This window comes from Bacillus sp. 2D03 (genome assembly GCF_003946765.1).
GTDB classification, from domain to species: Bacteria; Bacillota; Bacilli; order Bacillales; family Bacillaceae_G; genus Bacillus_A; species Bacillus_A cereus.
On sequence record NZ_RPSJ01000008.1, the window covers coordinates 24,589 to 51,347 of the forward strand.

Genomic DNA, 26,759 nt, shown 5'->3' on the forward strand with positions numbered 1-26,759 from the left:
TTTTTCCGTGAAACAAAGAACCCCCGACTCGTAAAGGACATGAAAACAGTAAATCAAATGGTAAACCAAGTCTAGCATATACTTACGGAGTATCCTAATTTAATTTTTGAGCTACCAACTTTATAAGCCTTTTTTTAGCATAAAAGTACCCCCTAAATGAAAATTCTCTTTCTCTACAGTTAGTTATTTTGAGAAGTCAGCTCATTTTTTGTTGTGGGGGTGTTTACACTCCTTAAGTTGATGGGCATGGGGTCCTACCAAAAAAAGCGAAAAACATACGCTAAGTAAATTTAGACATAAAAAAAGCCGATTTTTCCTATGCTAAAGAATCATCAGCCTGTATTTTTTATATCGAATTAGTTTAAGCTTCTGGAATAATTGTAATAGCGATGGTCCGAACTGGATCCTCTATTGCGTTTCCCTTACTTTGGGCATGGTAGTATTTGGTCATTAATTCATTAAGTTCATTTTGAAAATTTATAAAGTGTTCCTCATCTAACTTTAATTCCACTACAGAAAAAGAAGCATTATCTTCTTGGCTGTTTTGTTCATCTAATTTCTTAAGATAACTTTGATATTGTGTCATAAGTGATAACTGGTAATAGGAAATGTAGTTTAACTTTTCCTTATTAGATAATCCCTTCCATTCACTTCCTTCAATTTTTGCATCTTCTTCATTTATTGCGTAATATTTTTCAGAAACAGATTTCACTTTTTTTTCTTTAATCACATGGACAATACCAGAATCAACCATGGTTTGTAGATGTCTATATAGAGTTGCTTGTGGTACATTTTCAATGATTTTTACCATTTCTAATGGTGTTAACCCATCTTCCTTATTTCTCATAAGTACTTGGCAAATTTTCATTCTTACGGGATGCATTAAAACTTCAACTTTATTACTCACTATATCACCTTATTTATTGTTTATTTTATTCTCATTATAAATAATGAGAATAATGATTGCAATGTATCAGCTCTTGTTTTATCATTATTAATAATGATAATGAATTTGGGAAGGAATGGTGAAAATGCAACTACATTATGGATTGAATGACCTTAAAGACATTGATATTATGGCTTTTCTCCCCATTGTATTGCCGATTATTGCAGTGGGGGCACTATTAGTTTTCATTGCACTAATTGATTTATACCGACATAGGAAAACAAGAAAAAATGTACTTGTATGGACGCTAATTATTCTTTTTGTTAATGTATTGGGACCTATTCTGTACTTTGTTATAGGGAGAAAGGACAGTGAGAAATTATGAAATTAGAAATTAGAAATGTAACAAAATCATTTAAAGGGAAAATTGCTGTCAATAATTTCTCGATGGAACTGCAATCGGGGGAATGCGTCGGATTAATTGGGCCGAATGGAGCAGGTAAATCCACATTAATAAAAGTGATTTCGGATATTATTAATCCGAATGCTGGTGAAGTTTTGTTGAATGGGATAAAAATATCAAAAATGAAAAGAGAAATTGGTTACCTACCGCAATACCCTAATTTTTTTCATTGGATGACAGCGAGAGAAACCCTTACGTTTATGGGGCAACTTTCGGGATTGAAAAAAGAGGAATTGTCAAAGTCAATTCCAAAAATTTTGCAGAAAGTTGGACTAAGGGGCGAAGAAAACTCAAAGGTTGGTACATTTTCTGGTGGAATGAAACAACGACTTGGTATTGCACAAGCATTATTGCATAAACCTTCGCTAATTGTCATGGATGAACCGGTATCCGCATTAGATCCAATCGGCCGACGGGAAGTATTGAATCTGATTGAAGAAATAAAAAAAGATACAACCATTTTATTATCAACCCATATATTAAGCGATGCAGAAGAAATCTGTGAACGATTTGTCATTATAAAAGATGGAACAAAAATAGAAGATACAACGATTACTGAGCTTTTACAACGTAATAGTGAAAATAAATTAATTATTGAAATCACAGCTAAAGATCAAAAATGGATTGACGTTGTTAAAAAATTACCGTATGTGAAGGACGTAGAAGTGATTGGGCTTAAAGTTAAAGTGAAGGTTGAAAGTATCGAAGTAAACAAAAATTTATTGCTACAAAATGCACTGGAACATAAAGTGGACATCATTAAGTTTGAAGTGAGCAACGATACTTTAGAAGAAATTTTCTTGAAATTGGTGGTGCAAAAATGAATAACTTAATGGTATTGATAAAAAAAGAATGTGTTCAAATGTCACGTGATTTTAAGGTGATTTGGCTACCAGTTGTTTTTATATTTTTAGGGGCAATACAGCCAGTAGTAACTCATTACTTGCCATCAATTCTAGAAGCATTAGGTGGCGGTCAGGGTATTACCATTGATTCGAGTATGGCAGCACAAAAAGGAGGCGAAGTACTAGCGAGTACTTTGGGATCTCAGTTTGATCAGCTTGGAATTATGATTCTGGTAATTTCTATGATGGGTGTCATTCAAACAGATAAAGCAAACGGTATGTTGGCCTTTATTTTAACAAGGCCCGTTACTGTTACTTCATATATAGGTGGGAAAATAGTATCTAATTATTTAATGGTAGCTTTTAGTGTAACAATTGGATACTTTACCTCTTATCTATATGTAAATTATTTTTTTACTGCTGTTCCATTTTTACACATGATTACTGGATTAATATTTTATCTAATTTGGGTTCTTTTTATCGTATCTTTCACAACAATGATAAGTGCTATTTTTTACAGTCAAGGTATTATTACGTTAATTTCAATTGTTTTCCTTTTAGGTTGTAGATTAATCGTCGGTTTGAGTCCAATAATGAATCAGATTAATCCAGCCAGTATGAGTAAACATGCAATGGAAACGCTAGTTACGGGATTAGTAAATTCAAGCGCAATAAGCAATATGCTACTAACTGTTTTTTTGATTTTATTCACACTCTTCGTAACGAATTATTGGATTATTAATAAAAAGTTTAATTATGAATAAGCAGGGAACAACCGTGATGAAGATATGGGATTTTTGAGTTGGTTTAGTGGCAAGGATCTTACTTCTGTATTTATTGCCTTACTATCAATCTTAATAATTGGGAACCATCTACTTACTCATGAATGTACAGAAACTTATAATTTAAATAAATTAAAGTCGATAGTTCCTTAACGTGGGAATAATCGGCTTTTTTATGTCGAAATTTACTTAGTGTATATTTTCGTTAAAATGATGGCGGGACCCATACCCATCAACTTAAGAAAAATAAACGCCTCCAAAACGATAAAAGTAAAAAAAAACAAAATTTCCATTTAAGATACCCCCAGAATGAAAACTTTATTTTTTGCAATTAAAGGACAAATAAAAAAGTTCCTTAACAATTTGTTAAGGAGTGCGGAATAAAGCCGCAGTTTGGGTTGCAACCCAATCAGTTTGTAGAAAATAAATTGCGATTATAATAGTAATTGTATTCCCAAAAGTAATGTTTCAAATGGATTTCAACATACAAGCGTGGGATAAACGAAAACAAATCATGTGTGACGTATTAAATATAAATTTTGATTCTGGTGTAGTTCATATTAAAGATCAAAAAACAAATTTGTATTGGGGAAGGAAGTTTGAAGATGCAGAACTACTCCAATATACAGGACAAAAAGATGCGTACGACACGGAAATATTCGAAGGGGCCATTGTATATCAAGAGTTTTATGATCGTATATCAGAAAAACATGGATTTACAGGAGTAGTTAAGCAGAAGGAAGGTGCTTGGTGGATTTGTAATGGAGTGGATCATGCTGAATTGCTGTGGAGCTTAGTAAATCTGAATCATGTAAAAGGTAATATATATGTGAATTTAGAGATTTTAGAAAACTGGACAAAATAGTTATTTTATAACCCAAAATAAAAGAACCCGTTTGTTATAAACGGATTCTTCCCTTAAGGTGTGCAAGGAATACAAGGTAACTGGCCTAGGGAAACCTGTAGAATTCCTTGTGATTGTAATGTATGCAAAGGAATCAATAAGGTTAATGAATTTTAAACAAACTTCTTATTTAGTAACAAATAAAGAGCACCGTAAAAGGTGCTCAATGGCTAATTCTGAAATGATCATGAGTATTGTATGTATGTATGTATGTATGTATGTTTCTAGTATATGTGCAGTTTTTATATAGAAACTATGTCTTGCGTGCCCATTGCATTCTATGTTTATTGTATGGAAAACGTGATACATTGCAATACATTAAAAGAGCACTTTTGATAGTGCTCTCTGACTAAAACTAATATTGAAAAAGGATACCCAAGATATTATATGTATGTTTTTTAGATAGGTTCAGTTTTAAAACAAAATCTTTCTTTTACACAACAAAGCAGCTAGTTAACAAAACTAACTGCTTGTTGTACAAAAGAAACGCTGCGCTTACAGAAATAGTTTGTAAATTTAAGTTACAAAAATAGTATGAACAGGGTAGAAAATGTTATGCAGAAATGAAAAAAATAAAATGAAAAAGAGCAACATGCATTGAACTGCTCTCTGTTGTGAATTACAACCTGGGTAAGAAACAGATTTTATTGTGATTACTATTGGCGGAATATTGAATTTTATTAAATTGTTAAACAAACTTCTTATTTGGATGCATAAAAAAAGACAACATCCGAAGGGGAATGTTCTCTCAACAAATGTAACATTCTATGAAAGAAAAGAGGAGATACAATAATATATGCTTGTCCAGTTTAAATGTGAAAAGATTTTAAAATTAAAGAGCGCAAATTGAGAGCGCTCCAGGGGGCTAAGATTCGAGAATTTTTAAACTCTTGTTTAATTACATGAAAACTCCCTAAAGAGTATCTATGGAATTTTAACATTTAACTGATTATTTTTACAGATATATATTGAGACTCGAATGTTAAAAAAAGAAACCCCGTTTATTCACGGGGCTTCTAAGGGTAATTGTCAAGGAATGACGTACTCGACTAATTAACAATATCATGAATTTTTTGGTAAAAAAACCGGTAAATATATCCAAATAAATGGGGCATTATTTTAAACAAAAACGCTATTTGGCACAACAAAGCAGCTAGCTGAAGTAGCTAACTGCCTGCTGTAAATACTATTCCACATGAATACGCAAATTGTAACCACAAGTTACAGTTATAGTATAAACAGATTTGAAAATGTTATGCAGGAATAATCTAATGAAAAATTCATTGAACGCAACAAAGCAGCTAGCTGAAGTAACTAACTGCTTTGTCGTACAATTTTAGAAGTACAACTAGATACAGATATATGTTGTAACAAAAAGTTACAACTATATTATAAACAAATATCAAAATAATATGCATGAAAGAAAACTAAACAAAAATTTCATTTTGTATTAAGTTGGAATATAAAAAGAGCACTTAGTAAAGCGCTCTCGTGACGAGCCTCATTTTATAACGACTATTTTATAAAGAAAGGAACTCAGGATATTATATGTGCGTCAGTTAATTGAGTACCTTGTACAAATAAAGAGCAGCTAGCAAGAGCTAACTGCTCTCCAGAAAAGCATTAAGAAGGAAGTTCAGAACTCAAGTGCATTTATAGTATGGACAAGGTTTAGGGATTTATTCAAGGAGGAATGGATATGAGGAAGGTTAAAGAGTTTACAGGTAAAGTCGGTGCGGAATTTATGAGTTTTCTTCTTGAAGACGATACATTACACAGTGCTTATTATTCGCATGTTGAAGTTGTTATGGATAATGGCAAGAAGAAGATGTTGTGCATTAAGGACGACACTGGATTAAAAGGTATAGCTGAAGGTCAAACAAGGGCAGAGGCAATTACGAAAGCGAAAGTGTTTTTAAAGAGACAGGAAGAAAAACAAAGAGCAGCTAGCAATGGCCAACTGCTCGGTACTCCAAGGGGGAACAAGGAGAAAGATAACCATGTGTCTACAGTATTGACGGAATATTGAGTTTTATTCAGGGCTGGTTCCAAAAAAGTGATATACCGCCAAAATATAAAATTATTAAAAGGACAATTACTATGAAAGCAATTAAAGAAACTTTCTTCCAGGAATTTTTCATTAGTAGACCCCCTTTATAGAAAATATTAACATCTATCAAAAATTTGAACAAAATAATCCTTTGCGCGACACGTTTCCTTATAAGTGTGTAAACACGAAATAGGAGGGTTATCAATTTGATAACAATAACTGATTGACTGAAAGTAGGAATTAAAGCCGTCAAGTTGAGCTGAAACTACTTATCTGATACTCCTACATGCAAAGCGTGATAGTAGTCGCAAATTGTATGAAGCTAGGTGAAGTCGGCTGAACAAAACCTAAGTGAGAAATCATATGGTAATGGATAGGTCGGGATGCTACAAAATATCTATGGTGAGAATGTCCAAAATAACGGACTGGCAAACTTGCGAATATACGGGTCTAAATTATTAATACATAAGAAATATGTATGTCGTCAATGACGATGTTATCTACCGAAAAGTATTGTCTAAGTCTCTAACTAAGAAACTGTATGAATATAATGAACATCAATTAAAAGTAAAGTTTGATAATGGGAAAGAGTTCTTCTTAAGCAGTACAAAAGATTCTAATAAGCATTGGGTATCAAAATATTCAAAGTCCATTATCGACTTATACAAAGCTATCTAAAAAAGCATCCATAACGGGTGCTTTTTTCTTTGTTATATAGAAATTACACATTAAACGTATTTAAATACTGTTTTAGGTATAACGTGAATTCAACAAATTAGATAACGGATATTTTTCTATTTAGATTAGATGTTAAATGTACCGTGAAACTCTTGGAAATACAATGTCGGGAAAGGATAATGATACTGGTATATTACGGGAGAAGGCGGAATTGTAGGAGTAAAGGGAATGTGCCCAGGTTGCATACCATATTGACCATATGAAGGATATTGAGGTAAATGTTGCCAAGATGAAGCTGGAGCTACAACAATCCTCATCGGTAAAGGATTCATAATATAATCACTCCTAAAGTAGTATTCATGTAATAGGGTATGCGCTCACTGAATATAGATGTGCACAATCTAGGCCTATAAACATAATAATTAACGAACAGAAAATATGGTTACTAATCTTATGATATGTCAATTATGGGTGTTTTATTTTACTATGTAGATAGAACAAACATGTGTATATCAATTATCGTAGGCGCTGCCGTGATCTGGGTGGCGTTTTGTTTGTTGTTAAGGAAAGATAAGGAGGAGAAGTAATGAGTCTTACACTTCATAATGGAGATTTGAACAAGTTAGCAAGAGATATTACAATTCGATAAAAGGTTATAAAGTCGAATTAGTATAAAAGGAGGTGGTGCTATGCCTAAAATCAACTTCAGTGATAAACAATTACAAGTAATTAGAGCCCCTTTCAATTACACGCTAGAAGTTAATGAAGGCACATAACGCCACGTTCCGGTAAGACAACTGCCGGGCACTTCAGATATGCTCGTTATTTAACTAATTCAAGAGATGAAAACCATTTAGTCGTTGCGTACAATCAAGAACAGGCGCAACGACTTTTTATTGATGGAGACGGAACTGGATTAGCTCATATATTCGGAGATTTAGCGGTTATAAAACATAACGAGCTCGGATCTCATTTAGAGATACACACGCCGCGAGGCATAAAGAGACTTTTTTATAAAGACGGCGGCAAAAGTAACAGTGTCGGCGCTATAACGGGTATGTCACTCGGTAGTGTAGTCTTTTGTGAAATCAACTTATTAAACATGGGTATGATCCAAGAGTGCTTCCGTCGTACATTCGCTGCTCAGGACCGTTATCATTTAGCAGACTAAACCCTCCTGCTCCTAACCATCCTGTTATATCGGAAGTATTCGACGTTCAAAACACACGTTGGACTCATTGGACTCCTAATGATAATCCGATATTATCAGAACAACGTAAGCAGGAAATACATGAGGTTTTCCCTAAGAATCCGTATCTATTGGAACGAGATTGGTATGGTAAACGAGTAATGCCTCAAGGTGTTATCTACAGCATGTTTGATATGGATAAAAACATCCAACATGTTGTTTTGGGTGATCGATACGAAATGTTGTTTACTGCTGACGGTGGGCAAAGTGATGCTACAAGCTGCAGCTGCTACATTGTATCGAGATTTCAGAATAAATTCAGATTGTTTCGTGTGGCTAACTACTATTAGATACTAAATCTCCATCATCTACGATACGAGCATGCACTGGTGTAGCTCCCATTTTAGGTAAAGCACCCATCCCCATAAAATGTGTACTAGCATATCGACCATTTAGTAGTCCAAACATGCCTAAAAGGTTAGCACCTACGCATACTGTATTTAAAGTAATATTAGGGTTGTGTGCTGCTTGGTGTAGTATAGTTTTCAACTCTGTCTCAGAAGCTTTTTTAACCTATTTACAACTGAATTTGGTCCATCATCGTAGGATTCGCCAGCACTACCTGGAATTAAAATTACACCTTCAGCGGTTGGATCGAGTATGCCTGTGGCTTCGATTCTTACGCCATTTACTCCACTTTTAACTAATCTTTTCCCTTCGACAGTTACTAACTCCACTATTACTTCTTCTGGAGAAAGAGCTGCTGCAACGTGAAAGACATCATAAGGAGCAAGTGCATCCATTAAATCAAACCCATCAAATAAAACAACTTGAAATTTCATATTTTATACACATCCTATAATTATTTCAGACCGAACAGTTCGGTCTGATGAAAGTGCTATATACAGATTAATGAACAATCCTCCAGTTACAAGGAATATGATAATAGGTATGTATATATAACAGTCAATATTTGATTATAACACCTGGATTTTAATATCATAAAAATTCTGTAATATACGGAGGAAAAGTAAATAAAAAGAGAGAGTTCGAAATTTAAAAATCTGAATTTATAGATGTAATTATCCGTAATGTATGGGTCTTATGAGTAGCATCATTATATACATTTTGAATTTCCTTTCAGTGTTATAAATGGGGGGGAGTGTTATATATGGTTCCAATGTAACATACAAGTATCTAAATGGATTTTGTCTTAATACAACACTGTCTATTTAATTATCGCTAAACTTTTCTATTAGTTATACCAACCAACATATGTATAAAATCTTGATTTTTCAGTTTAAATTATTTAACATCTAACCCTTAATCTTATTACTATCAAAAAATAACTTGTAGTCTAGCTACAAGTTATTTTTTGATAAGGTTATATGTTTTTAAATGAGGCAGTCCTATTGTTATATTTATAAGATTGAATAGATTTTTTGAACTACTAATCATTTGGCACCATACTGTAATTAAAAGAATGGTGAATTGTCATGAGTTGTCTTCGATGAAATAACCGAATGGAATATATGACATAAAACTTTAACACCCTCTTTTAATTCTTGTTCACTCATATAAGAAAAACTTAATCTCATATGATGATTTTCTAATTCTACAGGATAACAAGCTGAACCAGGCAAAAATGTCACTTTTTTCTTTTGTGCTTCTAAAAGAATAGAATTTGTATCTACCCACTCAGGAAGACTAATCCAAAGATTTAATCCTCCTTCAGGAGTGTACCATGAAACTTCAGAAGGAGCATACTTTGATAATAAATCTAAAACTAGATCTCTTCGTAATTTCAAAGCAGTTCGTAACTTTTTTATATGCTCCATTGATTTCTCTGATTTAATAAACGGTAAAATCATCTTCTGAGTGAGTAAAGGACTACCCAAATCTGCGTTAGCTTTTGCTGCTAACAATCGATTAAATATGGAACCAGAAGCAACTAAAACCCCAATTCTGCAACCAGGTGCAAATGTTTTACTTAAACCTTTTAAATAAATAACATGCCCGGAATCATCTAAGCTTTTTATAGGAATCGGTGGTTTTTTACTATAGTAAATTTCATTCCATGGATCATCTTCTATAATTATGCTATTGCTACTTTGGGCTATATCAAGAATCTGTCTACGCCTTTTGGCAGTTGTGATAACACCTGTTGGATTATGAAAAGTAGGGACTGTATATATAACCTTTGGTTTATATTTATCGCATAAACTCTGAAGAATATCTATCCTCATGCCATCTTTATCAATTGGAACGGTAAGGACTGTAGCACCTCTCCCACGAAAAACATCGATTGCTCCTGGATAAGTAGGAGCCTCCATAATAACCACATCATCAGGCCCGATAAATGTTCGAGCAATTAGACCGATTCCTTGCTGAGAGCCATTTGTAACTAATATATTATCTGGATCCGTAGTAATATCAGTTCTTTTTAAATATGCAGCCATTGCATGTCTTAGTTCAAGATCTCCTTGAACTTCTGCATACTGGGATAAGATCCTTGGATTATGAACAAATATTTTTTGAACTTCTTGTTCTAAAAAGCGGTTAGGAAATAACCTGGGATCAATCATTGAAGATGATAATTGAATCATTTCTGGAACTTGATGAAAACGAGAAAATTGAGATCTAGGTAAGTAATCCTGAATTGAGAGCTGCCAATTATAAGGTGAAACTTTTGGTTGTCGATTAACAACTTCTTTTCTTTCGGGATTAACAAAAGACCCTTTCCCTTGAATAGAAGTAACGAAGCCATCTTCCTCGAGTTTCTTATATGCTTTTGCTACTGTTACTAGACTCACCTTCAATTGTTTTGTAAGTGTGCGTATAGAAGGTAATTGTGTTCCTTCTTGTAGAAAACCAGAACGTATATGATCCACAATAGATAGATATATTTGGCTGGAAAGTGAAATTTCACTATTGCGTTGAATTTCAAAATGCATATTAAATCTCCTTTCAGTGTTATAGAAGGCGGTTGCGTGTTATATAGGGTTTCGATATAACATACAAGTAGTTCAAGGGATTTTTAAAATAAAATTTAAAATGCGAAAGGAGGTAATAGCTCTATTAATAAGTATTAGGTTAAACGTCTTTACTTAAAATGATACCCATATGTGATGATAATTTAATTATCTCGCACAAAAGCGATTTATATTTATAACCCATTAAGTAATGTGAATTAAACGAGACTTATAGTATAGAGGCAATATACGTGATTTTTAAGATTCATGCAAATATTTAATTTTGATCAAATAATTTTTTAGGTAGTCAGAGATTGCAATATTATCACGCTTAAAAGGGGAGATATTATGTTTAAACACGATACTATTGTACGTTTTAGTGAATGTGATTCTTTAGGACATGTAAACAACTCAAATTATTTTACGTATTTTGAAGAAGCAAGAAATGACCTCTTTAAAATTTTTAACCCGAGTCTAAAAATAGAATCTTGGAATTTAATTGTTGCTTCAACTCAATGTGACTTTATTCGTGAGGTGGTTTATGGTCAAAAATTAGTTGTTTCTACATGGATTAGCAAAATTGGTAATGCAAGTTTTCAAGTTGAACATGTTATACAAGATGAAAATCAAAATTGGATTGCAAGAGGAAAAGTTATTTTAGTTCATTTTAATTTTCAATCACAAAAATCAATTCCATTATCTCAAGAAATAAGGAACGTACTTTCGGAACATGCTGAGGCACCTAAAGGTGTTCCGATGTTGAGATAAAAACATCATAATCATTTGATCTTAATACACAATGGGACACTATGGAGGTATATGTAATGAAATATTATGTAGTAGACGCATTTGCAGAAAACATATTTGAAGGAAACCCTGCAGCAATTTGTATCATGGAAGATTGGATTTCAGATGAGATGATGCAAAAAATTGCGATAGAAAATAATCTGTCTGAAACAGCTTATACTGTAAAAGAAGGGGAGTGCTATCAACTAAGATGGTTTACTCCTGGAGGAGAAATTGATCTATGTGGCCATGCAACTTTAGCAGCAGCATACGTTATTGCAAATTATTATGAAAAAGGTATTGAGGAAATTATATTTCTAACAAAGAGCGGAAAACTTGTTGTATCCAAGAACGGTAATCTTTATGAGATGGATTTCCCAAGCAGAATGCCTGAAAAGATTACATTAACAGATGAGATGGTTAAAGCCATTGGAATAAACCCTATTGAAAGCTACTTAGGTAGAGATTTGATCTTCATATTAGAAAATGAAGAGGATGTTCAAAATCTAACTCCTGATTTTGCGAAAATGAAGGAGCTAACAGAAGGATTAGCCGTATCAGTTACTGCCAGAAGTGCTAAATATGATTTTGTTTCCAGAGTTTTTTTTCCAAAACTAAATGTAAATGAAGATCCAGTTTGCGGTTCAGCGCATTGTAGTTTCATCCCATTTTGGGCACAACGTCTTGGTAAAGATGAAATGGTAGCAAGGCAGCTGTCTGACCGAGGCGGAACATTATATTGTAAACATGAGGGAGACAGAGTAAAGATTGCGGGAACAGCAATTGTATATGCCATTGGTGAGATTCAAATTTAATAAAAAGGAGGCTAGAACATGAAAATAGAACAAAGAATGGAAGAACTAGGTATTATATTAACTAATACTTCGCCTGCTAAAGCATTATATGTACCTGTCAAACAATTAGGGAATTCCCTTTTTGTTTCAGGACAAGCTCCATTTATAGATGGTACACCCGCTTATACAGGAAAAGTCGGTGGAGAAAGAACCTTAGAAGAAGCACAAGAAGCAGCAAGAATTTGTATTATTAATACACTGGCAGCAGTCAAAGAGTATATTGGTGATTTAGACCGTATTGTAAATGTAGTGAAACTACAAGCCTTTGTGAATTGTGAAATTGAATTCAATCAACAACATATTGTTATTAATGCTGCTTCAAAATTATTACATGATATCTTTGGAGTGGAAGGTCAACATGCCCGAACGGCAATTGGAGTGAATCAGCTACCCATGAATATCACAGTGGAAATTGATTCTATCTTCGAAATTCAGGGCCAATAAGCTAATTATAAATGAAATTTCCCCTTAAAAATAATAATTAATACTAAAATCACATGCTAGTGTTAGACATATTCAGCAAGTATTAAAATTTAACTTTCAATTATAATACTTGCATTACATGGAGAAGAATATATGAATAAAAAGAACGATTTCAATGATAATCAAACCAAATGTAAAGATCTTAAACTTTCCAATAATGATCAGTGGCAATATGAATCATTTTATAGATACCAACCTGTATTTTCATGTAAAGCTTTATTGAAATTTTTCACTAGAAGAGCAAAGTAATAGTATATTAACTCACATCATAAAGTCAGAATTTTCTTCATTCAAACTCCAGGAAAGGAATGCAACTTGTGAAATGCAGATTAAAGCAATTACTATAGAGGAAATTTATCAGGAGATATTAGATGGAAAAAGAAATAGATTCCCGCCAAACACTTGGAAATTAGATGAAAATAATGAAATGGCTAAAGAGTAACAAGATATTTAGTAACAAACATTTTAAATTGGAACGAAGAAGAAATCAAACAGAATTGGAATAACGCATTAATTGCAAAGTATCGTTTACGTGGCGTATTGAAACATAAATATGAAAATAGTCCGTATGCAATGATTAATGATTTATATCCAAACAGATATGTAAAACATTTATTTAGAGGATATATAAATAAATCTTAATATATTTATAAAGCTCACATTAACATGATACCCCAAAAGGGAAAGGAAGGTCCGTAAAATGTCATTAGAAAAAGTTATTTCCTATTTTAAACAATATGGTATGGAAGATAGAATTATAGAGGTAACGGAATCTAGTGCAACAATTGAATTAGCAGCAAAAGCGTTACAATGTGAACCTCAAAGAATCGCAAAGACTTTATCTTTTCAAATAGAAGATCGTGTTTTAGTAATAGTAACTGCAGGTGATGCTAAAATTGATAATCGTAAATACAAGGAACAGTTTGGTGTTAAAGCTAAGATGGTCGATGCAAACAAAGTGGAAGAGTTAATTGGACATGCAATAGGTGGTGTTTGCCCGTTTGCTGTAAATAAAGATGTAGAAGTGTATTTGGATGTATCACTACAAAGATTTATAACTGTTTTTCCTGCTTGTGGAAGTGGAAATAGTGCTATTGAATTAACAATAGAAGAACTAGAACGATACTCAAAATATTTAAAGTGGATTGATGCCTGTAAGGGATATACAAACTAAGAAGCAATCTTAGGAGAACAATCCATATATGTACGTCTGTACGCTATTTTTATAGAACTATAAATTACAGTGGGATTGAATAAGAATGAGAAATAGATTTTTTATAATAATGTTATCTATGCTATTTAGTATTGGATTGGCTGGCTGCGAGCAATGGAATCGTTATAGTCCGTTTGCAAGTGCGATAGATGTATATGGTGTAGTGAAAGAAGAAGCTAAAAGAGACACTAAGGCCCCTAAAGATGTAATTCATTATTCATATGATTTAATTGGATATGATGAGAGTTTAAATAAAATAGACTTAGGTTTTGGGTCAGATAACAAATTCCCTATTGGCACATATATTAAAGCTGCGAAAAGGGGAAGTGATACAAGAATGCATGATATTTTAGTTATTAAAAAAGAAGAGATTCCAGAAAATATATTAAAGAAATTAAATAAGAAGTAATAACCTCGATAAAAAACTACACCCTATATAGGGTGTAGTTTTTTAAGTATAAATTAAAATGTCTCGAACAATCAGCAAAAGAGATTAGTTCAATTATTAATATTAATTCAGAAATGAAACAAGTTTTAAAACGTTTATACGTATAGTACTTTTAATCCGCAAAATGAAATTTTTTTTGGTTTAGCATGTAAATCTAAAAAAGCTTTAGTTTAGAGACTTTCTTGTCCCAATCAAGTTCTAAAAACAAAAGTTTAGATTTTCTTGTCTAAATAGTTTAGAGTTTCATGTCTTTGTACAGTACAATAATAGAAGGGGAGATGAACTGACCATCATCCAAGAGTTCGTTAAATTCTGATATAACGAACTCTTGGATACTGAAATTCTATTCCTATTATAGCGGTAGCTTATTTGATTTTTAGGTTTATAATTCATAGCCAGTTTAAGTTAAGTGACTATTTAGAGTAATCTATAAAGAATTAATCGCTTTTATATAATTATATACAAATAAATTATACATTTTTGGATATGGATCCCTTTAATTCACAAAAATAGGAAATGTACATTTTAATTTTATGATATTTTCCCTTTGTTGTATTCATTGCGAGTGACTAATATTTTAAAAGCGTAGAAAGATCTTATTTCTACGCTTCTTTTAATAAGTAGTAGATTTAGTGTTTTTTTAAATTTGTTATATAAGATTTTACAGCTTGCAATAAGAATTCTTCCTGTCTCATACCAGCTTCCGCTGCCATTTGAACTACTTTTTGCTTAAATTCATGATCTGCATGAAAAGTTAATGGCTCTACATTACTTTTAAAGTAAATACCTTCTACATGTGGAAGAATCGTGCCAGATTTCATATGAGAATGTAAGTACTTAATCTCTTCTTGAAACTGCAATGGATCTACTTGTAATACGAAAGGTTTAATTTCTAATTTGATAGTATCTGCTGAAATACTCAATCTCATATTTGTGATACCTAGCTCCTTATAAAATAAGTTTATTAGATTATAAGTAATGGAATTAAATAATTGAGGTTTTTTAAAGGAAAAAGATAAATACCCTCGTTTTGTAATTACCGCTTTTTTAATGAATGGTTTAAAGGTGTAATCATGTTGTTTATAAGTGGATAGAGGGAAAATATCCTCGTCTTCTGTAAGAATCTTACCGTCTGCTCCATTGATCTCTATTACCCTAGCTGTTTTTCCGTTATGTTGATGTGTTAATAATTGATATAAGTATATATCTTCATTTTGAATTTTCGTAATGAATGTTTTTCGCTCTTTTGTTTTGGTTTTTTCATAATCAAGCATAAAAATCTCTAGTTCTTCCTCATCGATAAGATATACTTGTTTTCCTCTTTTTTCTACCATTGTGGCGGGTAATTTTCCAGATTTGATGTATGTAAAGATAGTAGATGGTGCAACATTAAGAATTTCAGCTACTTCTTTTGTGCTAAGGCCTTTAACCTTATTTTCATTTTGTAAACGTTCAATATCCTCTAAATAGAAAATCTTACTACCGAATTGCTTCCAGTTATCTTTATATACACATTCTATTAATCCATCTTTTTCTTTTTTTAAAATTGTTTGTACCGTTACTCCTAATAAGTCAGCTGCCTCTTTGGTCGTTACAGTAGGTTTTGTAATGAACAATAAATCTTGTGTCATAAAAGGACACCTCCATAACTATCGTTTGTTAATATTTTAGGTATGTATATATCATATCAGAATCTGATTTATATTTAAAATAAGAAATAGATTTTATTAAATATAGTATGCATTGTTATCGTTTAGAAATATTTTTCATTCAATCTATATGTTAATGAATTATTATAGTTGTTTTTATTATAAAATCACTATGGATTTTAATTATTTAATTGTTAAAAGATATCTATTTAATAATAAATTATAAAAAAATATAATTATAAGTAAATAGAGAAGAATGTAGCGTTCTTACAGAAAGAAAATGAATTATCATTTGTATAATTAATAGAAGTAAAATAAAATAATAATTATAGGTAATAAAGAGAATTATTATTATAATCTTCAATAGGAGAGGTGAATTTGAAATATGGATAATAAAAATGAAAAAGAAAATTTATCTATTATAAATAAACAAAGTGAATATATAGATACATATGTAGAGAATTTAAGGGATGTATTTCCATTTCTGTATAACGATAGTTATGTGGATAAATTGGAAGAGAAAATGGAGGTTGCAGAAAAAGAGGGAAAGAGTAAATATACGTATTTAAGTGATCTGGAAGTTATTTATCATTTCGTACATTTACAAAAAGATATGGATGAGAAGAAGAATAGAAAAGAGGATACGAAAAAGAGTTATGTTTCTGAAATCTTGTCATTTTGTCAGTGCATGGTGCAGCATGCAGAAGAATTTGAATTGAATGGGGAAGAGGTACAGAAAAATGACTCTTTATTGAAAACATTGCAACCTTGGAATATTCGTAAATACAATTCTTGGCTGAAACGGGTAGAGAACGGTAGGAATGGTGACACATATGCAGTCGCAACACTTGCAAAGAAAACAGTACTCATTCGTTCTTTTCTAAAACATCTTCATGTATTTTCTTATATTGAAAAGCCTCTTCATGAAGAATTGCAGCGGGCAAATGTAAATGAGCAGGATCGGCCAAATCGGGACTTATCCTATGATGAGGTTATGAAAATTTTAGGGTTTTATAAAGAAAGAGGACATTTAGTAAACTATACAATTTTACTTGCTCTGGCAAGTACTGGTGCAAGAATTCAAGAATTGTGCACCGCGAGAGTGAAAGATTTACATTATGACGGAAAGTACTGGTTAAAAGTCACTGGAAAAGGAGATAAAGTGCGTGAACTTTTCATTTCGGAACACTTATACCAGTGTATTTGTGAAATGAGGCGGAGAAGGGGATGCCAAACGGTATTGGAAAAAGGGGATGAGAGTCCGTTATTTATAAATCAAAGAGGAAATACTTATAACTCTAAAACACTATCGAATCAAGTAACAGATATGATAAAAAAGACAAACTTAGAGTTTCTACTGTATCGTGAAAATCCAGTAACGGCGCATACATTCCGTCATGCTTTCGCAATTATGGCAGTAGAACAAGGTAATGCAGATTTATATCATTTAATGCAAACACTTGGCCATGAAAATATTCAAACGACTAAAATATATTTAGAAAAGCATATGAAGCGTAAAAACAACGTTGGATCTACTTTCGCTGATATGCTGATTTAAACTTTATATAGTTTATATGGGTATTTAGTTATATATTTTTTACATAATTAAATAATGTATATGTTTGTTTATTCGTTTTGAAGAAATATATAATTGGGGAAATAAATAAAATAACGAAATTCATTTTATACAGAAAAAGCCAGGATGATTTTAAAAAGTTATCCTGGTTTTTTCTTGAATACACATAATTATTCATATTTCATAAAATTAATTTGAGTTAATTATAAGTTAGCAGAATTTATATCTATTCCAATCTGATAGTGTTAATAACATTATATAATTTGTAGAATTAGTTTATAGAGATTATGAAACTATTTTTCATTAGGTGTATCTAATTGATGATTGATTACTGTGCTGGACCTTTTATTCATAAGTATATAGATCCCACCTATGAATGATAAGATTACTGGATAGAAAATCGCCCAACCACTAAATGAGTATACAAAAATACATATAACTAAAGATAGGAAGGCCATCCACCAACCTATATCTTGAACTTTTAATAACTTAAGAGCAGCTAACATTGTAAAAATATACGAGGTAATAAAAATTACACTAGGGCCTTTTAGAAGCATCTCTAAATTTGGTCGTGCTATACCATAAAAAATTAAAATACAACTAAAAATTCCGCCTAAAACTAGTAAAACCCTAGTTGGAGTTTGGAATTTAGAATGTAATTTAGCAAAGAAGGAAGGGAAATGTCCTTCTCTAGCTTGGGCGTAAATCATTCTTGAAAAACCTGCAATGTTAGCATGTACAGCACTAAACGAAATGAAAATTGCTAAAATAGTGGTTATATATGTACCTATTGATCCTAATCCTTTTGATATTAGAATGCTAAGGGAAGCTATCTGGTTCTTATCACCATATGAGTGAGTCCCTATTGTTACAAAAGATATTGCAATGTACATAATTGAGATGCAAATTGCCCCTAAAAATAGACTAATGGAAATATCTTTAGCAGGTCTTTTAAACTCTTCAGCTAATGGGGTTATCATCTCCCATCCTACAAATGAGAAAAAGATAATTACAGAAGAAGCTCCAACAGAAGACCATCCGTTTGGTACAAAAGGTGTAAAAGAACTTAATTTTACATAGGGGATAGAAACGACAACAGCCACAATTATTAGAAGTGAAATTATACAAATGACAAACACACTTATTTTTGATGATAACTCAATTCCTTTAATATGTAAGAGTAAAGAAGTAATCAAAATTACTGCCGCGATGCCTATAACTCCTGCATTACTTATTGGAAAAACATAACCAATATAATGGGCACCTGTTAAAGCGATAATAGGTAATCCAATAGGAATAGATCCTAACATAATCCATCCTAGGATTGCACTCGTATTTGCATTAAATGCCATTTGAACATAAGCTGTAATTCCTCCTGCACTAGGAATCATTTTAGCAAGATGCGCCAGAGTTGCGACAATGGGAAAAGCTAATATAGACATGATAACCCAAGATAAAAGCGAAGCTGGTCCAGCGCTATTTGCAGTAATTGAGGGCAATATAAGAATTCCACAACCCAACACAGCCCCTATGGTTAATGCAGTCCCTTGTACCCAAGTAATTGAACGTTTCAATGATTGTTGTGTCAAGATACTCAGCCTCTCTTTCGTTAATTGATATCAATTATATAAAGTTTTAAAAAAAGATAACATGCTATAATTTATGTATTAATTATAATTTTCTTGAAAAATTTAAGAATTATTAATTGTATTCTTAATTAATCAAGGGGAGATACATTAATGGATCAAACAGATTTAAAAATTCTTTCACATCTTCAGAAAAATGCACGTTTAAGTATGGTTGAAATAGGAAAGCTGGTAGGTTTGAGTTCCCCCTCTGTTACAGAGCGAGTCAGAAGACTAGAGGAACAGGGTATCATTATAAGTTATCGTACGATTGTTAATCCGAAAGAATTAAAAAAACATATTACCGCGTTTGTTTTAATGGAACCAAGAGATTGCAACAAATATAAAAAATTTGCAATGGAACATCCAGATGTAGTCGAATGCCATCGTATTGCCGGTTTATACAGTTATCTAACAAAGGTAGTGACAGAATCAGTACATACACTTGAAGACTATATTAATTTGTGCTTAGAGTATGGAAAGCCTACAACCTTAATAGTGCTTTCTTCTCCAGTAGAACATAAATCACTTTTTACAGAGAGTGAAAAATCTTGATTACATATGAGAGATTATTCTAAAAAGATAAATATTGTGAAATGATAAAATTTAAAATTATATATTTGGTATAGTGTTAGACTAGGGCTTCGGCACTAGCTTTTCTTTCGCTTGAATATATTACTAAGTCATATATAATATGCTTATATACTTGAAAGTGAGGGAGAGAATGGCATATAGCAAGGCGCAAAATGAAGCCACAAAAAACTATAAAAAACGTAATCCAGAACAAACGAAATATCTCAATTATAAAACTATGGCTAGAAGTTTCATCAAGAATTTAGCCACACAAGAAGATTTGGATATGCTAAAAGGATTAATGGCAGGAAAAGAGGAGAATGACCGTGCTAGAAAATAAATTAGGTATCAAAAATCAGTTGGAATTGAATCGAGTGGAAGAACGACTATCAAAAATGAAAGCCAAAGATTTATATGATTCAGGAGAAATAAACCACATAGAAGTTGGCACATTTAAGGGTCTTTCTGACATTCATAATTATCTATTTGAAGATATTTATTTCTTTGCTGGGAAGATTCGAAAGGTTAACATAGCGAAGGGGAACTTTCGATTTGCTCCTGTTATGTATCTAAGCCATTCACTAGAACATATAAATACTATGCCACAAACAACCTTTGATGAAATCGTTGAAAAGTATGTTGAAATGAACATTGCTCATCCTTTTAGAGAAGGAAACGGTAGAGCGACTAGAATATGGTTAGATTTAATCTTTAAGAATGAAATTCAACAGGTGGTTGACTGGAATAGGATTGATAAAGAAGATTATTTACTGGCAATGGAACGCAGCCCGATTAAAGATATTGAAATTAAGCATTTACTCAAAAATGCACTAGTAGATAAAATTAATAGTCGTGAAGTATTCATGAAAGGCATTGATATTAGTTATTATTATGAGGGATATACTGAATATGATATAGAGGATTTATAAATAAAAAAGGGCTGAAATTGCCCTTTTTTATTTGCGTTTTGAAGAGAATTTTTCATATAAAAACAGTATAAAATGGATTCCACCATGGATTCCTAGTGTTATTTGGAACTTATTTTTTATAGTATTACTTTATGTAAAGATCCACAAAATAAGTTCCTCTTTTCTGAAAATAAATATTAATAAGTAATTATTAATTAATATACATAAATTACTTTATAGTTCATTCATGTATTCCTTTCCATCTACATCAATCATTTATTGAAACAGATTTCTGTGGTAAATGAACAAAATATTGGGATGACATGGGTACTTTATCATGAATCAGACATGCAAAATTATGTAGCTTGTGGTGAAGATGAAGGAAATACTATAAAGGGAAAAGTCGTAGCGAAACCAGGGAAATATTATTTAAATGTATATAAATTCGATGATAAAAACGGTGAATATTCATTATTAGTAAAATAAATTCATTTCCGATATGTATACGGGAGTTGTATTTTAGGAGGAGTCTATCACGATAGGCTCCTCCTACTTTTTATTTGTATATTAGAACCATTAAGAATAGAAAAAATTCGTGTTTGAAAAAAGTTTAATTATTTCCTATCTGCATTACTATACTATCAGACTCTTTTCTTTAATAAGTCTAAAAGATTCAAGTGCTTACAAGGAATACTTAGCTAACTGTTCACCCCAAGATGATAATTCCGTTTCAATAAATCCTGCTTTTTTATATACAAATTTAGCTGTAAGGTTTTCAGGAGCATATCCAATCATTATTATAGAAATGTTTGCATTATTATTTCTTCTTATCTCATCAATTACCAGATATATAGCTTGTTTACCTATACCTTTCCCTTGAAATTTTTCATCAATCATAAGTCTATAAATCCAATAATTATTATCATCAGGATCTATCCCAAACGTAGTAAATCCTATCATTTTCTCATCAAAATAAATCCCTTTTGCATAGAAATTATCTAGAAATTGAACTTCTGCGATAGAATAAAGGTTGGATGCAATAAATGTTTGTTGTTCTTCTTTAACTGACAGCCTAATTGCTTCTTCCCAATTATTTTTGTCAATAGCCTTTAAATAAAGTTTCTTCAATCTGATACTCTCCTTCCAATATTGAAGAGGAAGCACGTATTTTAGGGGTTAGTGGTACGTTATCCTCTTGTTTTTTTTCAAAATTAAATATAAATATTTTTTCATCGACAACGCCTCCTTAAAGGTACAATTCAAAACACATTAGTATAATCAATATGATTATACTCTTTCCGCTATAAATTATTTTCCTGTTGAAAAAATCCTATTTCTGCAAGGTATATGATACCAAATATCTGAGAATCTCTTTGCAAACAATTGTATTTTAGCTTGAATAAAGAAGCACGTTTTTTTGAAGAAGAATATGATTTATAACTTGATAGCAGTGCGGTACACTATTGTCATTAACCTATTATTCTATGATTTTTTTCTATTTACTTATATTTTCATTTTTACTGTACTCTACTTCATTAAAAGTTTGTTTATATCCCAGATTGCCTCGTGTGAAAATAAGAATAAGTAAAGCGACAAATCCCAATCCTATCACTACAAATATATCTGTATTCTTTAAGATAGGGTTGGTGGAATGAGTTTGTGCCAAACTAAACGTATTTACACTCGCATGAATTAGCATGACAATAAATAAGTTACCGTGATTGCAGTTATAGACCCAAGTAAGAATGATTGAGATCGGCAAACATAGTAAAATAAAAATTGGCAAGTGAATATATAGGAGAGAAAGGTCAGAACCTGGGCCACCCCTTTGTGCAGCTGTTAAGAAATGTGGAAGATGCCAAAAAGTCCACAAAACACTAAGTAGTAATGTAGCTTTTAACGGTCCAAATTTCGATTGTAATCGGGGCAGAGCGAAACCACGCCATCCGATTTCCTCCGGTAAAGGTCCACCGAGAAAGAAAATTGCTACAAAAGAGAAAAGATAGGTTATAAAAAATTCAAAATTAAGGTCATGGAAAGTAGGTACCTCTCCATTTAATATCACCATACCTAGAAACATTGCAGCGGGGATAACGATGAGAGTAAACAAGTACCACTTTAAACCGACCTTAGTAGTGAGAATGCTTTTTCTAACTTTTTTCCATGCCTCTTTGCCTTCAAGAGTTCGAAACATGATACACGCTGCTAACATAGGGCCTGCAAATGCATTGGCAAAAAAGAAAATATCAAATACTTTTGTTTTAGGGAAAATACCCCATTGTGAGAAGATAAATGGAATTAATACAACCCATGAAAATAAATATGCCATTACAAAAAATGAAGTTAACGGATAGGATTCCAAATACCCTCTCAGAATTGTTGATGAGTTTTTTGCTTTTATTAAATACTTCAACACAATCACCTCTTCATTTATAAAAACTTGCATATGTGCTAATTCCACATGCTTTGATAAAGAACCTTTTTGATGTAATAATGTTCAGTTTTTTGTATGAAAGGAGAGGTACGTTACCAAAGAAATGTAGAAATCTTTTTAAAGAAAATCACCTAACATTGAGTTAACTAGCTTTTAACATTAATTGAATTTTTGATATATCCTCAATCGAATAATGTTTACTAAGATTTAGTTGGAGCCATCCGTACTAAAAATCTACAGAACCACTTCAGTTTTATTACTATGCTTTTCACACAAGGAACGTTTGAGTACCAAAAGACATCTATAAATGCACTATTTAATACAATGCGTACATCAATTTATATCCAATAGTTTTGAAAGCGTTCGCACATTTAAATAGTTAAAGAAAAGGCACTCCTAGGAGTGCCTTTTCTTTAACTTGAACCATGTTCCTATATATGTTCCCCATCCCATAAAAACACTTCCTATAAAACAGGATCCTAGACACCAATAGACTTCATTTGAAAAATAGTTTACATATGTATGGATGATAACAGTAACGCTACATCATGAATATAAGATGCATTATGGCTTCTGGTCTAAGAACCTACTTTATAGAAAGTACCTTTCTCATATATTTTACCACATGTAATATTGAGTTTATTAAGTATTTGGTTAATATGCACAATTACATAGTAAATACCTTTTAAATAGGAGAATAAGAAAAATGCAAAATAAGTGATTCTAAACATATTCCAGATAACCCCTAATTTTTTATTAATTATTTATTTGGCACTCAATAATAGAAGTAAGTACTGCTTGCATTCCATTTAATAAATCTAACACATTCACATCAAACATTTATTTTTATTCACTAGGGGATTTAGTTAATTAGAAAGAAGCATATGCAATAAATAATTCTGTTTTAGATAACATCCAACCACTTAAAAATCCAGTAATAAAAAAGGAGGGAGAAAGTATCTTTTATTGAAGTTTGTTTATAATAGCTTTTTAACTTGTTAGGGGGAATCATAAAGGAGATTAGTAATCTCTTTGATCATTTTTATTTTCCTTATAGTAATGGACTTATTGTATTAGAAAATTCAAATTTTGAAAGGAGTATCAATAAATATGAGTAAGAAAAAAGATACGTGCCTATCAACTTAAGGATAGCAATTAAATGGGTTTTTGTTTAAATAAACTAAACAAAGGGGTGTTCTTTATGTGTACTAGTTTGACATTACAGACAAAAAACGGTCAACATCTTTTTGCAAGAACGATGGATTTTACATTAGATTTCAATCAAGAAGTAATAATAGTTCCTCGAAGTTATCGATGGAACAATATAACAGGTGAAACCATTGAAACGAAACAAGCAGTTGTCGGGATGGGGATTAACTATCAAGGAAGGGTCATTCTGGCAGATGGAGTAAATGAAGCAGGTATGACTTGTGCAACACTCTATTTCCCAGGTTTCGCCACTTATAATGAAAGTATAGATGACAATAAAACGAATCTGGCTCCATTTGATTTTGTGGCTTGGAGTCTCACGCAGTTCAATTCTATTGAAGAGTTAAGAAAGTCTGTTGATAGTATTTCTTTTTTGGATGTACCATTACCTATTTTAGGACTTACTCCTCCACTACATTGGATTATAGCGGATAAATGGGGAGAATGTATTGTACTAGAGCCGACAACTGAGGGGCTAAAAGTGTATGACAATCCGTTAGGGGTAATGACCAATAGTCCAGAGTTTAACTGGCATCTTCAAAATTTAAGACAATATATTGGTCTTAGATCGCAGCCCTATGAGTCTACACAATGGGGGGATTTATCACTAAGTGCTTTTGGACAAGGTTCAGGTTCAATAGGGCTTCCGGGTGATTTTACCCCACCATCAAGATTTGTTCGGGCAGCATATGGCAAACAAAATATCCAAGGTATAGATAACGAAGAGGAGGGGGTATCGGCAGTTTTTCATATCTTATCAACTTGCGAGCTTCCTAAAGGTGGAGTGATAACGGAAGAAGGAGTATTAGATAATACCATCTATACCAGCGCAATGTGCATGGAATCAGGCACTTATTATTACCATACCTATGAGTGTCGGCAGATTACAGCTGTCAATTTGTTTCATGAAAATTTAGATGCAGATGAGATTACAACTTATCCATTTCAACGAAAACAACAGATTTTTTATGAAAACTAATCGGAATCCTGCAAACCGTTTACAGATGTTAGACTATATCATTTTTGTTGTCTAGTTTACTAAAGTATTACTAAAAAGGAAGGCTGATACCACATGATAGGAATAGAGGGTGAAAAAAGAGGATTTTAAGGCATTATTTAAAGTGAAATAGATAATTTAAAGGAGGAATTTAAATGGATGCAAGGAAAGAACGCAGAAAATACGAGAAGATGTCAAAGAACTATAACCGTATTTATTTCGTTTCTCCTATTAATTTTATTTGTTTGTAGTAGTGTAGTTATCATAGGAGCTACAGGAGGAAAATATGTAGTGTTTTTATTGTTAGTAATTTTACTTAACGCTCGTATTACTAAAGAACCTCAAAAAAGCATGAGCAATATTCAAATAAAGGGCGTATTTAAAATGATACATATCCTGAAAGGAATAAACTAGATGTACATTCAAAATATCCCTATATCATCATCTGTTAACTAGTAAAAGTAACTTTATATAAATAGTTTTTTAGCAATTTAGGAATAGAAACCGTACCTTATTAAAATGTTATTTCCGTTCCTATAATGAATTATCCTTCTAGCATATATATAAGATTTATATCATATATTAGGAGAAAGAATGAAAGTTAGAAGGGAGTCTTATAGAGTGAGTTATTTGGAGGGAAATGACGTTAGTGAATAAAATATGGTAAGTGTGCCTAATCCCTACGTATATCAGACATTACAATCAGTAATGGGTAAACATGTGGTTATTGAAACTGTAAGAGGTAATGTAAGAGGAAAGTTAAAGGATGTGAAACCAGATCATTTGCTCATTGAATATACGGTACCGTATATTGTACGAATTCAACAAATTGTATGGATTATGCCAAAACAATGATCAAATTATATGTAATTTGATTTATAAAAAATTGGTTTAATAGACGTCCAAAGAAAAACACAGGGGTTTATCTCTGTGTTTCTTCAAATTTTCTTTTTTGGATATATGCTTGAGCATGGATAATTTCTTTCTGAAGTTCTTTTAATTCTTCCGTAGATCCTGATTCAATCTTCATGTACGTAGTAACTAGACTAATCATCATATCCATCTTTTCTACTATATTTTGAATGACCTGTTCAGATTGCTCTTTTTTAGGGTGCTGTATTGCTATTAAAGCATTTTCTATATAATTGTTCTTTCTTTGCTGGATATCATAAATAAACTGTTTTGTGTTTGAGTTCATTTGCTATTCCTCCATTTTGGATATACTTCTATTCTAT

At 32.0% G+C, this 26,759-nt stretch carries 25 protein-coding genes and 6 pseudogenes; 21 read left to right on the forward strand and 10 right to left on the reverse strand.

The window, feature by feature from the left end; translation table 11 throughout:
- Window positions 1–361: 361 nt before the first annotated feature.
- Entirely contained in the window at window positions 362–907 is a 546-nt protein-coding gene (locus EBQ15_RS18455; RefSeq protein WP_000066861.1) for a transcriptional regulator, read from the reverse strand.
- A gap of 124 nt (window positions 908–1,031) precedes the next feature.
- Between EBQ15_RS18455 and EBQ15_RS18460 the strand changes: the two genes are divergently transcribed.
- The 5 genes and pseudogenes from EBQ15_RS18460 to EBQ15_RS18480 form a co-directional block, all read left to right on the forward strand.
- Window positions 1,032–1,271 (forward strand): PLD nuclease N-terminal domain-containing protein, encoded by a 240-nt coding sequence (locus EBQ15_RS18460; protein ID WP_001175966.1) that lies wholly within the window; start codon window positions 1,032–1,034, stop codon window positions 1,269–1,271.
- A complete protein-coding gene (locus EBQ15_RS18465; RefSeq protein WP_000764126.1) occupies window positions 1,268–2,173 on the forward strand; it encodes an ABC transporter ATP-binding protein in 906 nt (301 codons plus the stop codon). Before EBQ15_RS18460 ends, EBQ15_RS18465 begins: the two co-directional genes overlap by 4 nt.
- A complete protein-coding gene (locus EBQ15_RS18470) occupies window positions 2,170–2,958 on the forward strand; it encodes an ABC transporter permease (protein ID WP_001061467.1) in 789 nt (262 codons plus the stop codon). The genes EBQ15_RS18465 and EBQ15_RS18470 overlap by 4 nt, the downstream gene beginning before the upstream one ends.
- Before the next feature lie 490 nt (window positions 2,959–3,448).
- Window positions 3,449–3,841, forward strand: coding sequence for a YopX family protein (locus tag EBQ15_RS18475; protein ID WP_000347053.1), 393 nt, complete (start codon window positions 3,449–3,451; stop codon window positions 3,839–3,841).
- A gap of 1,732 nt (window positions 3,842–5,573) precedes the next feature.
- A pseudogene (locus EBQ15_RS18480) lies at window positions 5,574–5,831 on the forward strand (hypothetical protein); the annotation flags it as partial.
- A 902-nt stretch (window positions 5,832–6,733) separates the two neighbouring features.
- Here the strand turns inward: EBQ15_RS18480 and EBQ15_RS18490 are convergent.
- The gene (locus EBQ15_RS18490; RefSeq protein ID WP_001068931.1) at window positions 6,734–6,940 is read right to left on the reverse strand and encodes a hypothetical protein; all 207 of its coding nucleotides are present in this window, start codon (window positions 6,938–6,940) and stop codon (window positions 6,734–6,736) included.
- A gap of 357 nt (window positions 6,941–7,297) precedes the next feature.
- Between EBQ15_RS18490 and EBQ15_RS32075 the strand changes: the two are divergent.
- Window positions 7,298–8,144: pseudogene (locus EBQ15_RS32075) on the forward strand (PBSX family phage terminase large subunit); the annotation flags it as partial.
- Here EBQ15_RS32075 and EBQ15_RS31640 read toward each other — a convergent pair.
- From EBQ15_RS31640 to pdxR, 3 genes are all read right to left on the reverse strand, one after another.
- Window positions 8,134–8,346, reverse strand: a complete 213-nt coding sequence (locus EBQ15_RS31640; RefSeq protein ID WP_232292411.1) for a type 1 glutamine amidotransferase family protein — start codon at window positions 8,344–8,346, stop codon at window positions 8,134–8,136. The pseudogene EBQ15_RS32075 and the gene EBQ15_RS31640 overlap by 11 nt on opposite strands.
- Window positions 8,343–8,639 carry a type 1 glutamine amidotransferase family protein gene (locus EBQ15_RS31645; RefSeq protein WP_002000240.1) on the reverse strand — a complete coding sequence of 99 codons (297 nt, stop codon included), beginning with the start codon at window positions 8,637–8,639 and terminating at the stop codon, window positions 8,343–8,345. The genes EBQ15_RS31640 and EBQ15_RS31645 overlap by 4 nt, the downstream gene beginning before the upstream one ends.
- Before the next feature lie 633 nt (window positions 8,640–9,272).
- Window positions 9,273–10,751 (reverse strand): MocR-like pyridoxine biosynthesis transcription factor PdxR, encoded by a 1,479-nt coding sequence (gene pdxR, locus EBQ15_RS18505; RefSeq protein ID WP_000545352.1) that lies wholly within the window; start codon window positions 10,749–10,751, stop codon window positions 9,273–9,275.
- Window positions 10,752–11,117: 366 nt separating this feature from the next.
- Between pdxR and EBQ15_RS18510 the strand changes: the two genes are divergently transcribed.
- From EBQ15_RS18510 to EBQ15_RS18535, 6 genes and pseudogenes are all read left to right on the forward strand, one after another.
- Window positions 11,118–11,537 (forward strand): acyl-CoA thioesterase, encoded by a 420-nt coding sequence (locus EBQ15_RS18510; protein WP_000472448.1) that lies wholly within the window; start codon window positions 11,118–11,120, stop codon window positions 11,535–11,537.
- 56 nt (window positions 11,538–11,593) lie between these two features.
- Window positions 11,594–12,370: a PhzF family phenazine biosynthesis protein gene (locus EBQ15_RS18515; RefSeq protein WP_000878689.1), complete on the forward strand. Its 777-nt coding sequence runs from the start codon at window positions 11,594–11,596 to the stop codon at window positions 12,368–12,370.
- Window positions 12,371–12,388: 18 nt separating this feature from the next.
- A complete protein-coding gene (locus EBQ15_RS18520) occupies window positions 12,389–12,853 on the forward strand; it encodes a RidA family protein (RefSeq protein ID WP_000687853.1) in 465 nt (154 codons plus the stop codon).
- 361 nt (window positions 12,854–13,214) lie between these two features.
- Window positions 13,215–13,513, forward strand: a pseudogene (locus EBQ15_RS18525) (DUF4046 domain-containing protein); the annotation flags it as partial.
- Window positions 13,514–13,592: 79 nt separating this feature from the next.
- A complete protein-coding gene (locus EBQ15_RS18530) occupies window positions 13,593–14,066 on the forward strand; it encodes a YbaK/EbsC family protein (RefSeq protein WP_000051119.1) in 474 nt (157 codons plus the stop codon).
- Window positions 14,067–14,151: 85 nt separating this feature from the next.
- Complete coding sequence (locus tag EBQ15_RS18535) at window positions 14,152–14,514, forward strand: YxeA family protein (protein WP_033683025.1); 363 nt, start codon at window positions 14,152–14,154, stop codon at window positions 14,512–14,514.
- Between the two features lie 668 nt (window positions 14,515–15,182).
- Here the strand turns inward: EBQ15_RS18535 and EBQ15_RS18540 are convergent.
- Window positions 15,183–16,184 carry a helix-turn-helix domain-containing protein gene (locus EBQ15_RS18540; RefSeq protein ID WP_000189828.1) on the reverse strand — a complete coding sequence of 334 codons (1,002 nt, stop codon included), beginning with the start codon at window positions 16,182–16,184 and terminating at the stop codon, window positions 15,183–15,185.
- 403 nt (window positions 16,185–16,587) lie between these two features.
- On the opposite strand from EBQ15_RS18540, the gene EBQ15_RS18545 reads away from it, so the two are divergent.
- Window positions 16,588–17,760, forward strand: a complete 1,173-nt coding sequence (locus EBQ15_RS18545; protein ID WP_000369037.1) for a tyrosine-type recombinase/integrase — start codon at window positions 16,588–16,590, stop codon at window positions 17,758–17,760.
- Between the two features lie 311 nt (window positions 17,761–18,071).
- Here the strand turns inward: EBQ15_RS18545 and EBQ15_RS18550 are convergent, their stop codons facing one another.
- Window positions 18,072–19,367, reverse strand: coding sequence for an APC family permease (locus EBQ15_RS18550; protein ID WP_000193984.1), 1,296 nt, complete (start codon window positions 19,365–19,367; stop codon window positions 18,072–18,074).
- Between the two features lie 150 nt (window positions 19,368–19,517).
- Here EBQ15_RS18550 and EBQ15_RS18555 point away from each other — a divergent pair, with 150 nt between their 5' ends.
- The 4 genes and pseudogenes from EBQ15_RS18555 to EBQ15_RS18570 form a co-directional block, all read left to right on the forward strand.
- Window positions 19,518–19,958 (forward strand): Lrp/AsnC family transcriptional regulator, encoded by a 441-nt coding sequence (locus tag EBQ15_RS18555; RefSeq protein ID WP_000372882.1) that lies wholly within the window; start codon window positions 19,518–19,520, stop codon window positions 19,956–19,958.
- Window positions 19,959–20,127: 169 nt separating this feature from the next.
- Window positions 20,128–20,316, forward strand: a complete 189-nt coding sequence (locus EBQ15_RS18560) for a hypothetical protein (RefSeq protein ID WP_000331759.1) — start codon at window positions 20,128–20,130, stop codon at window positions 20,314–20,316.
- Window positions 20,297–20,905: a protein adenylyltransferase Fic gene (gene fic, locus EBQ15_RS18565; RefSeq protein ID WP_033667260.1), complete on the forward strand. Its 609-nt coding sequence runs from the start codon at window positions 20,297–20,299 to the stop codon at window positions 20,903–20,905. The genes EBQ15_RS18560 and fic overlap by 20 nt, the downstream gene beginning before the upstream one ends.
- A 267-nt stretch (window positions 20,906–21,172) precedes the next feature.
- A pseudogene (locus EBQ15_RS18570) lies at window positions 21,173–21,370 on the forward strand (pre-peptidase C-terminal domain-containing protein); the annotation flags it as partial.
- 195 nt (window positions 21,371–21,565) lie between these two features.
- Here EBQ15_RS18570 and EBQ15_RS18575 read toward each other — a convergent pair.
- Complete coding sequence (locus EBQ15_RS18575) at window positions 21,566–22,012, reverse strand: GNAT family N-acetyltransferase (RefSeq protein WP_000737862.1); 447 nt, start codon at window positions 22,010–22,012, stop codon at window positions 21,566–21,568.
- Between the two features lie 367 nt (window positions 22,013–22,379).
- On the reverse strand, window positions 22,380–23,330 hold the full coding sequence (locus EBQ15_RS18580; protein WP_002000255.1) for a CPBP family intramembrane glutamic endopeptidase: 951 nt from the start codon (window positions 23,328–23,330) through the stop codon (window positions 22,380–22,382).
- Window positions 23,331–23,591: 261 nt separating this feature from the next.
- On the opposite strand from EBQ15_RS18580, the pseudogene EBQ15_RS18585 reads away from it, so the two are divergent.
- The 4 genes and pseudogenes from EBQ15_RS18585 to EBQ15_RS18600 all read left to right on the forward strand — a co-directional run.
- Window positions 23,592–23,669 (forward strand): annotated as a pseudogene (locus EBQ15_RS18585) (DUF4879 domain-containing protein); the annotation flags it as partial.
- A gap of 850 nt (window positions 23,670–24,519) precedes the next feature.
- Window positions 24,520–25,506, forward strand: a complete 987-nt coding sequence (gene bsh / locus EBQ15_RS18590; RefSeq protein ID WP_000337607.1) for a choloylglycine hydrolase — start codon at window positions 24,520–24,522, stop codon at window positions 25,504–25,506.
- Between the two features lie 173 nt (window positions 25,507–25,679).
- A pseudogene (locus tag EBQ15_RS18595) lies at window positions 25,680–25,907 on the forward strand (hypothetical protein).
- 277 nt (window positions 25,908–26,184) lie between these two features.
- Window positions 26,185–26,379, forward strand: coding sequence for a YuzF family protein (locus EBQ15_RS18600; RefSeq protein ID WP_000255396.1), 195 nt, complete (start codon window positions 26,185–26,187; stop codon window positions 26,377–26,379).
- A gap of 67 nt (window positions 26,380–26,446) precedes the next feature.
- On the opposite strand, the gene EBQ15_RS18605 is transcribed toward EBQ15_RS18600, so the two are convergent.
- Complete coding sequence (locus tag EBQ15_RS18605) at window positions 26,447–26,722, reverse strand: hypothetical protein (RefSeq protein ID WP_001087710.1); 276 nt, start codon at window positions 26,720–26,722, stop codon at window positions 26,447–26,449.
- Window positions 26,723–26,759 lie beyond the last annotated feature (37 nt).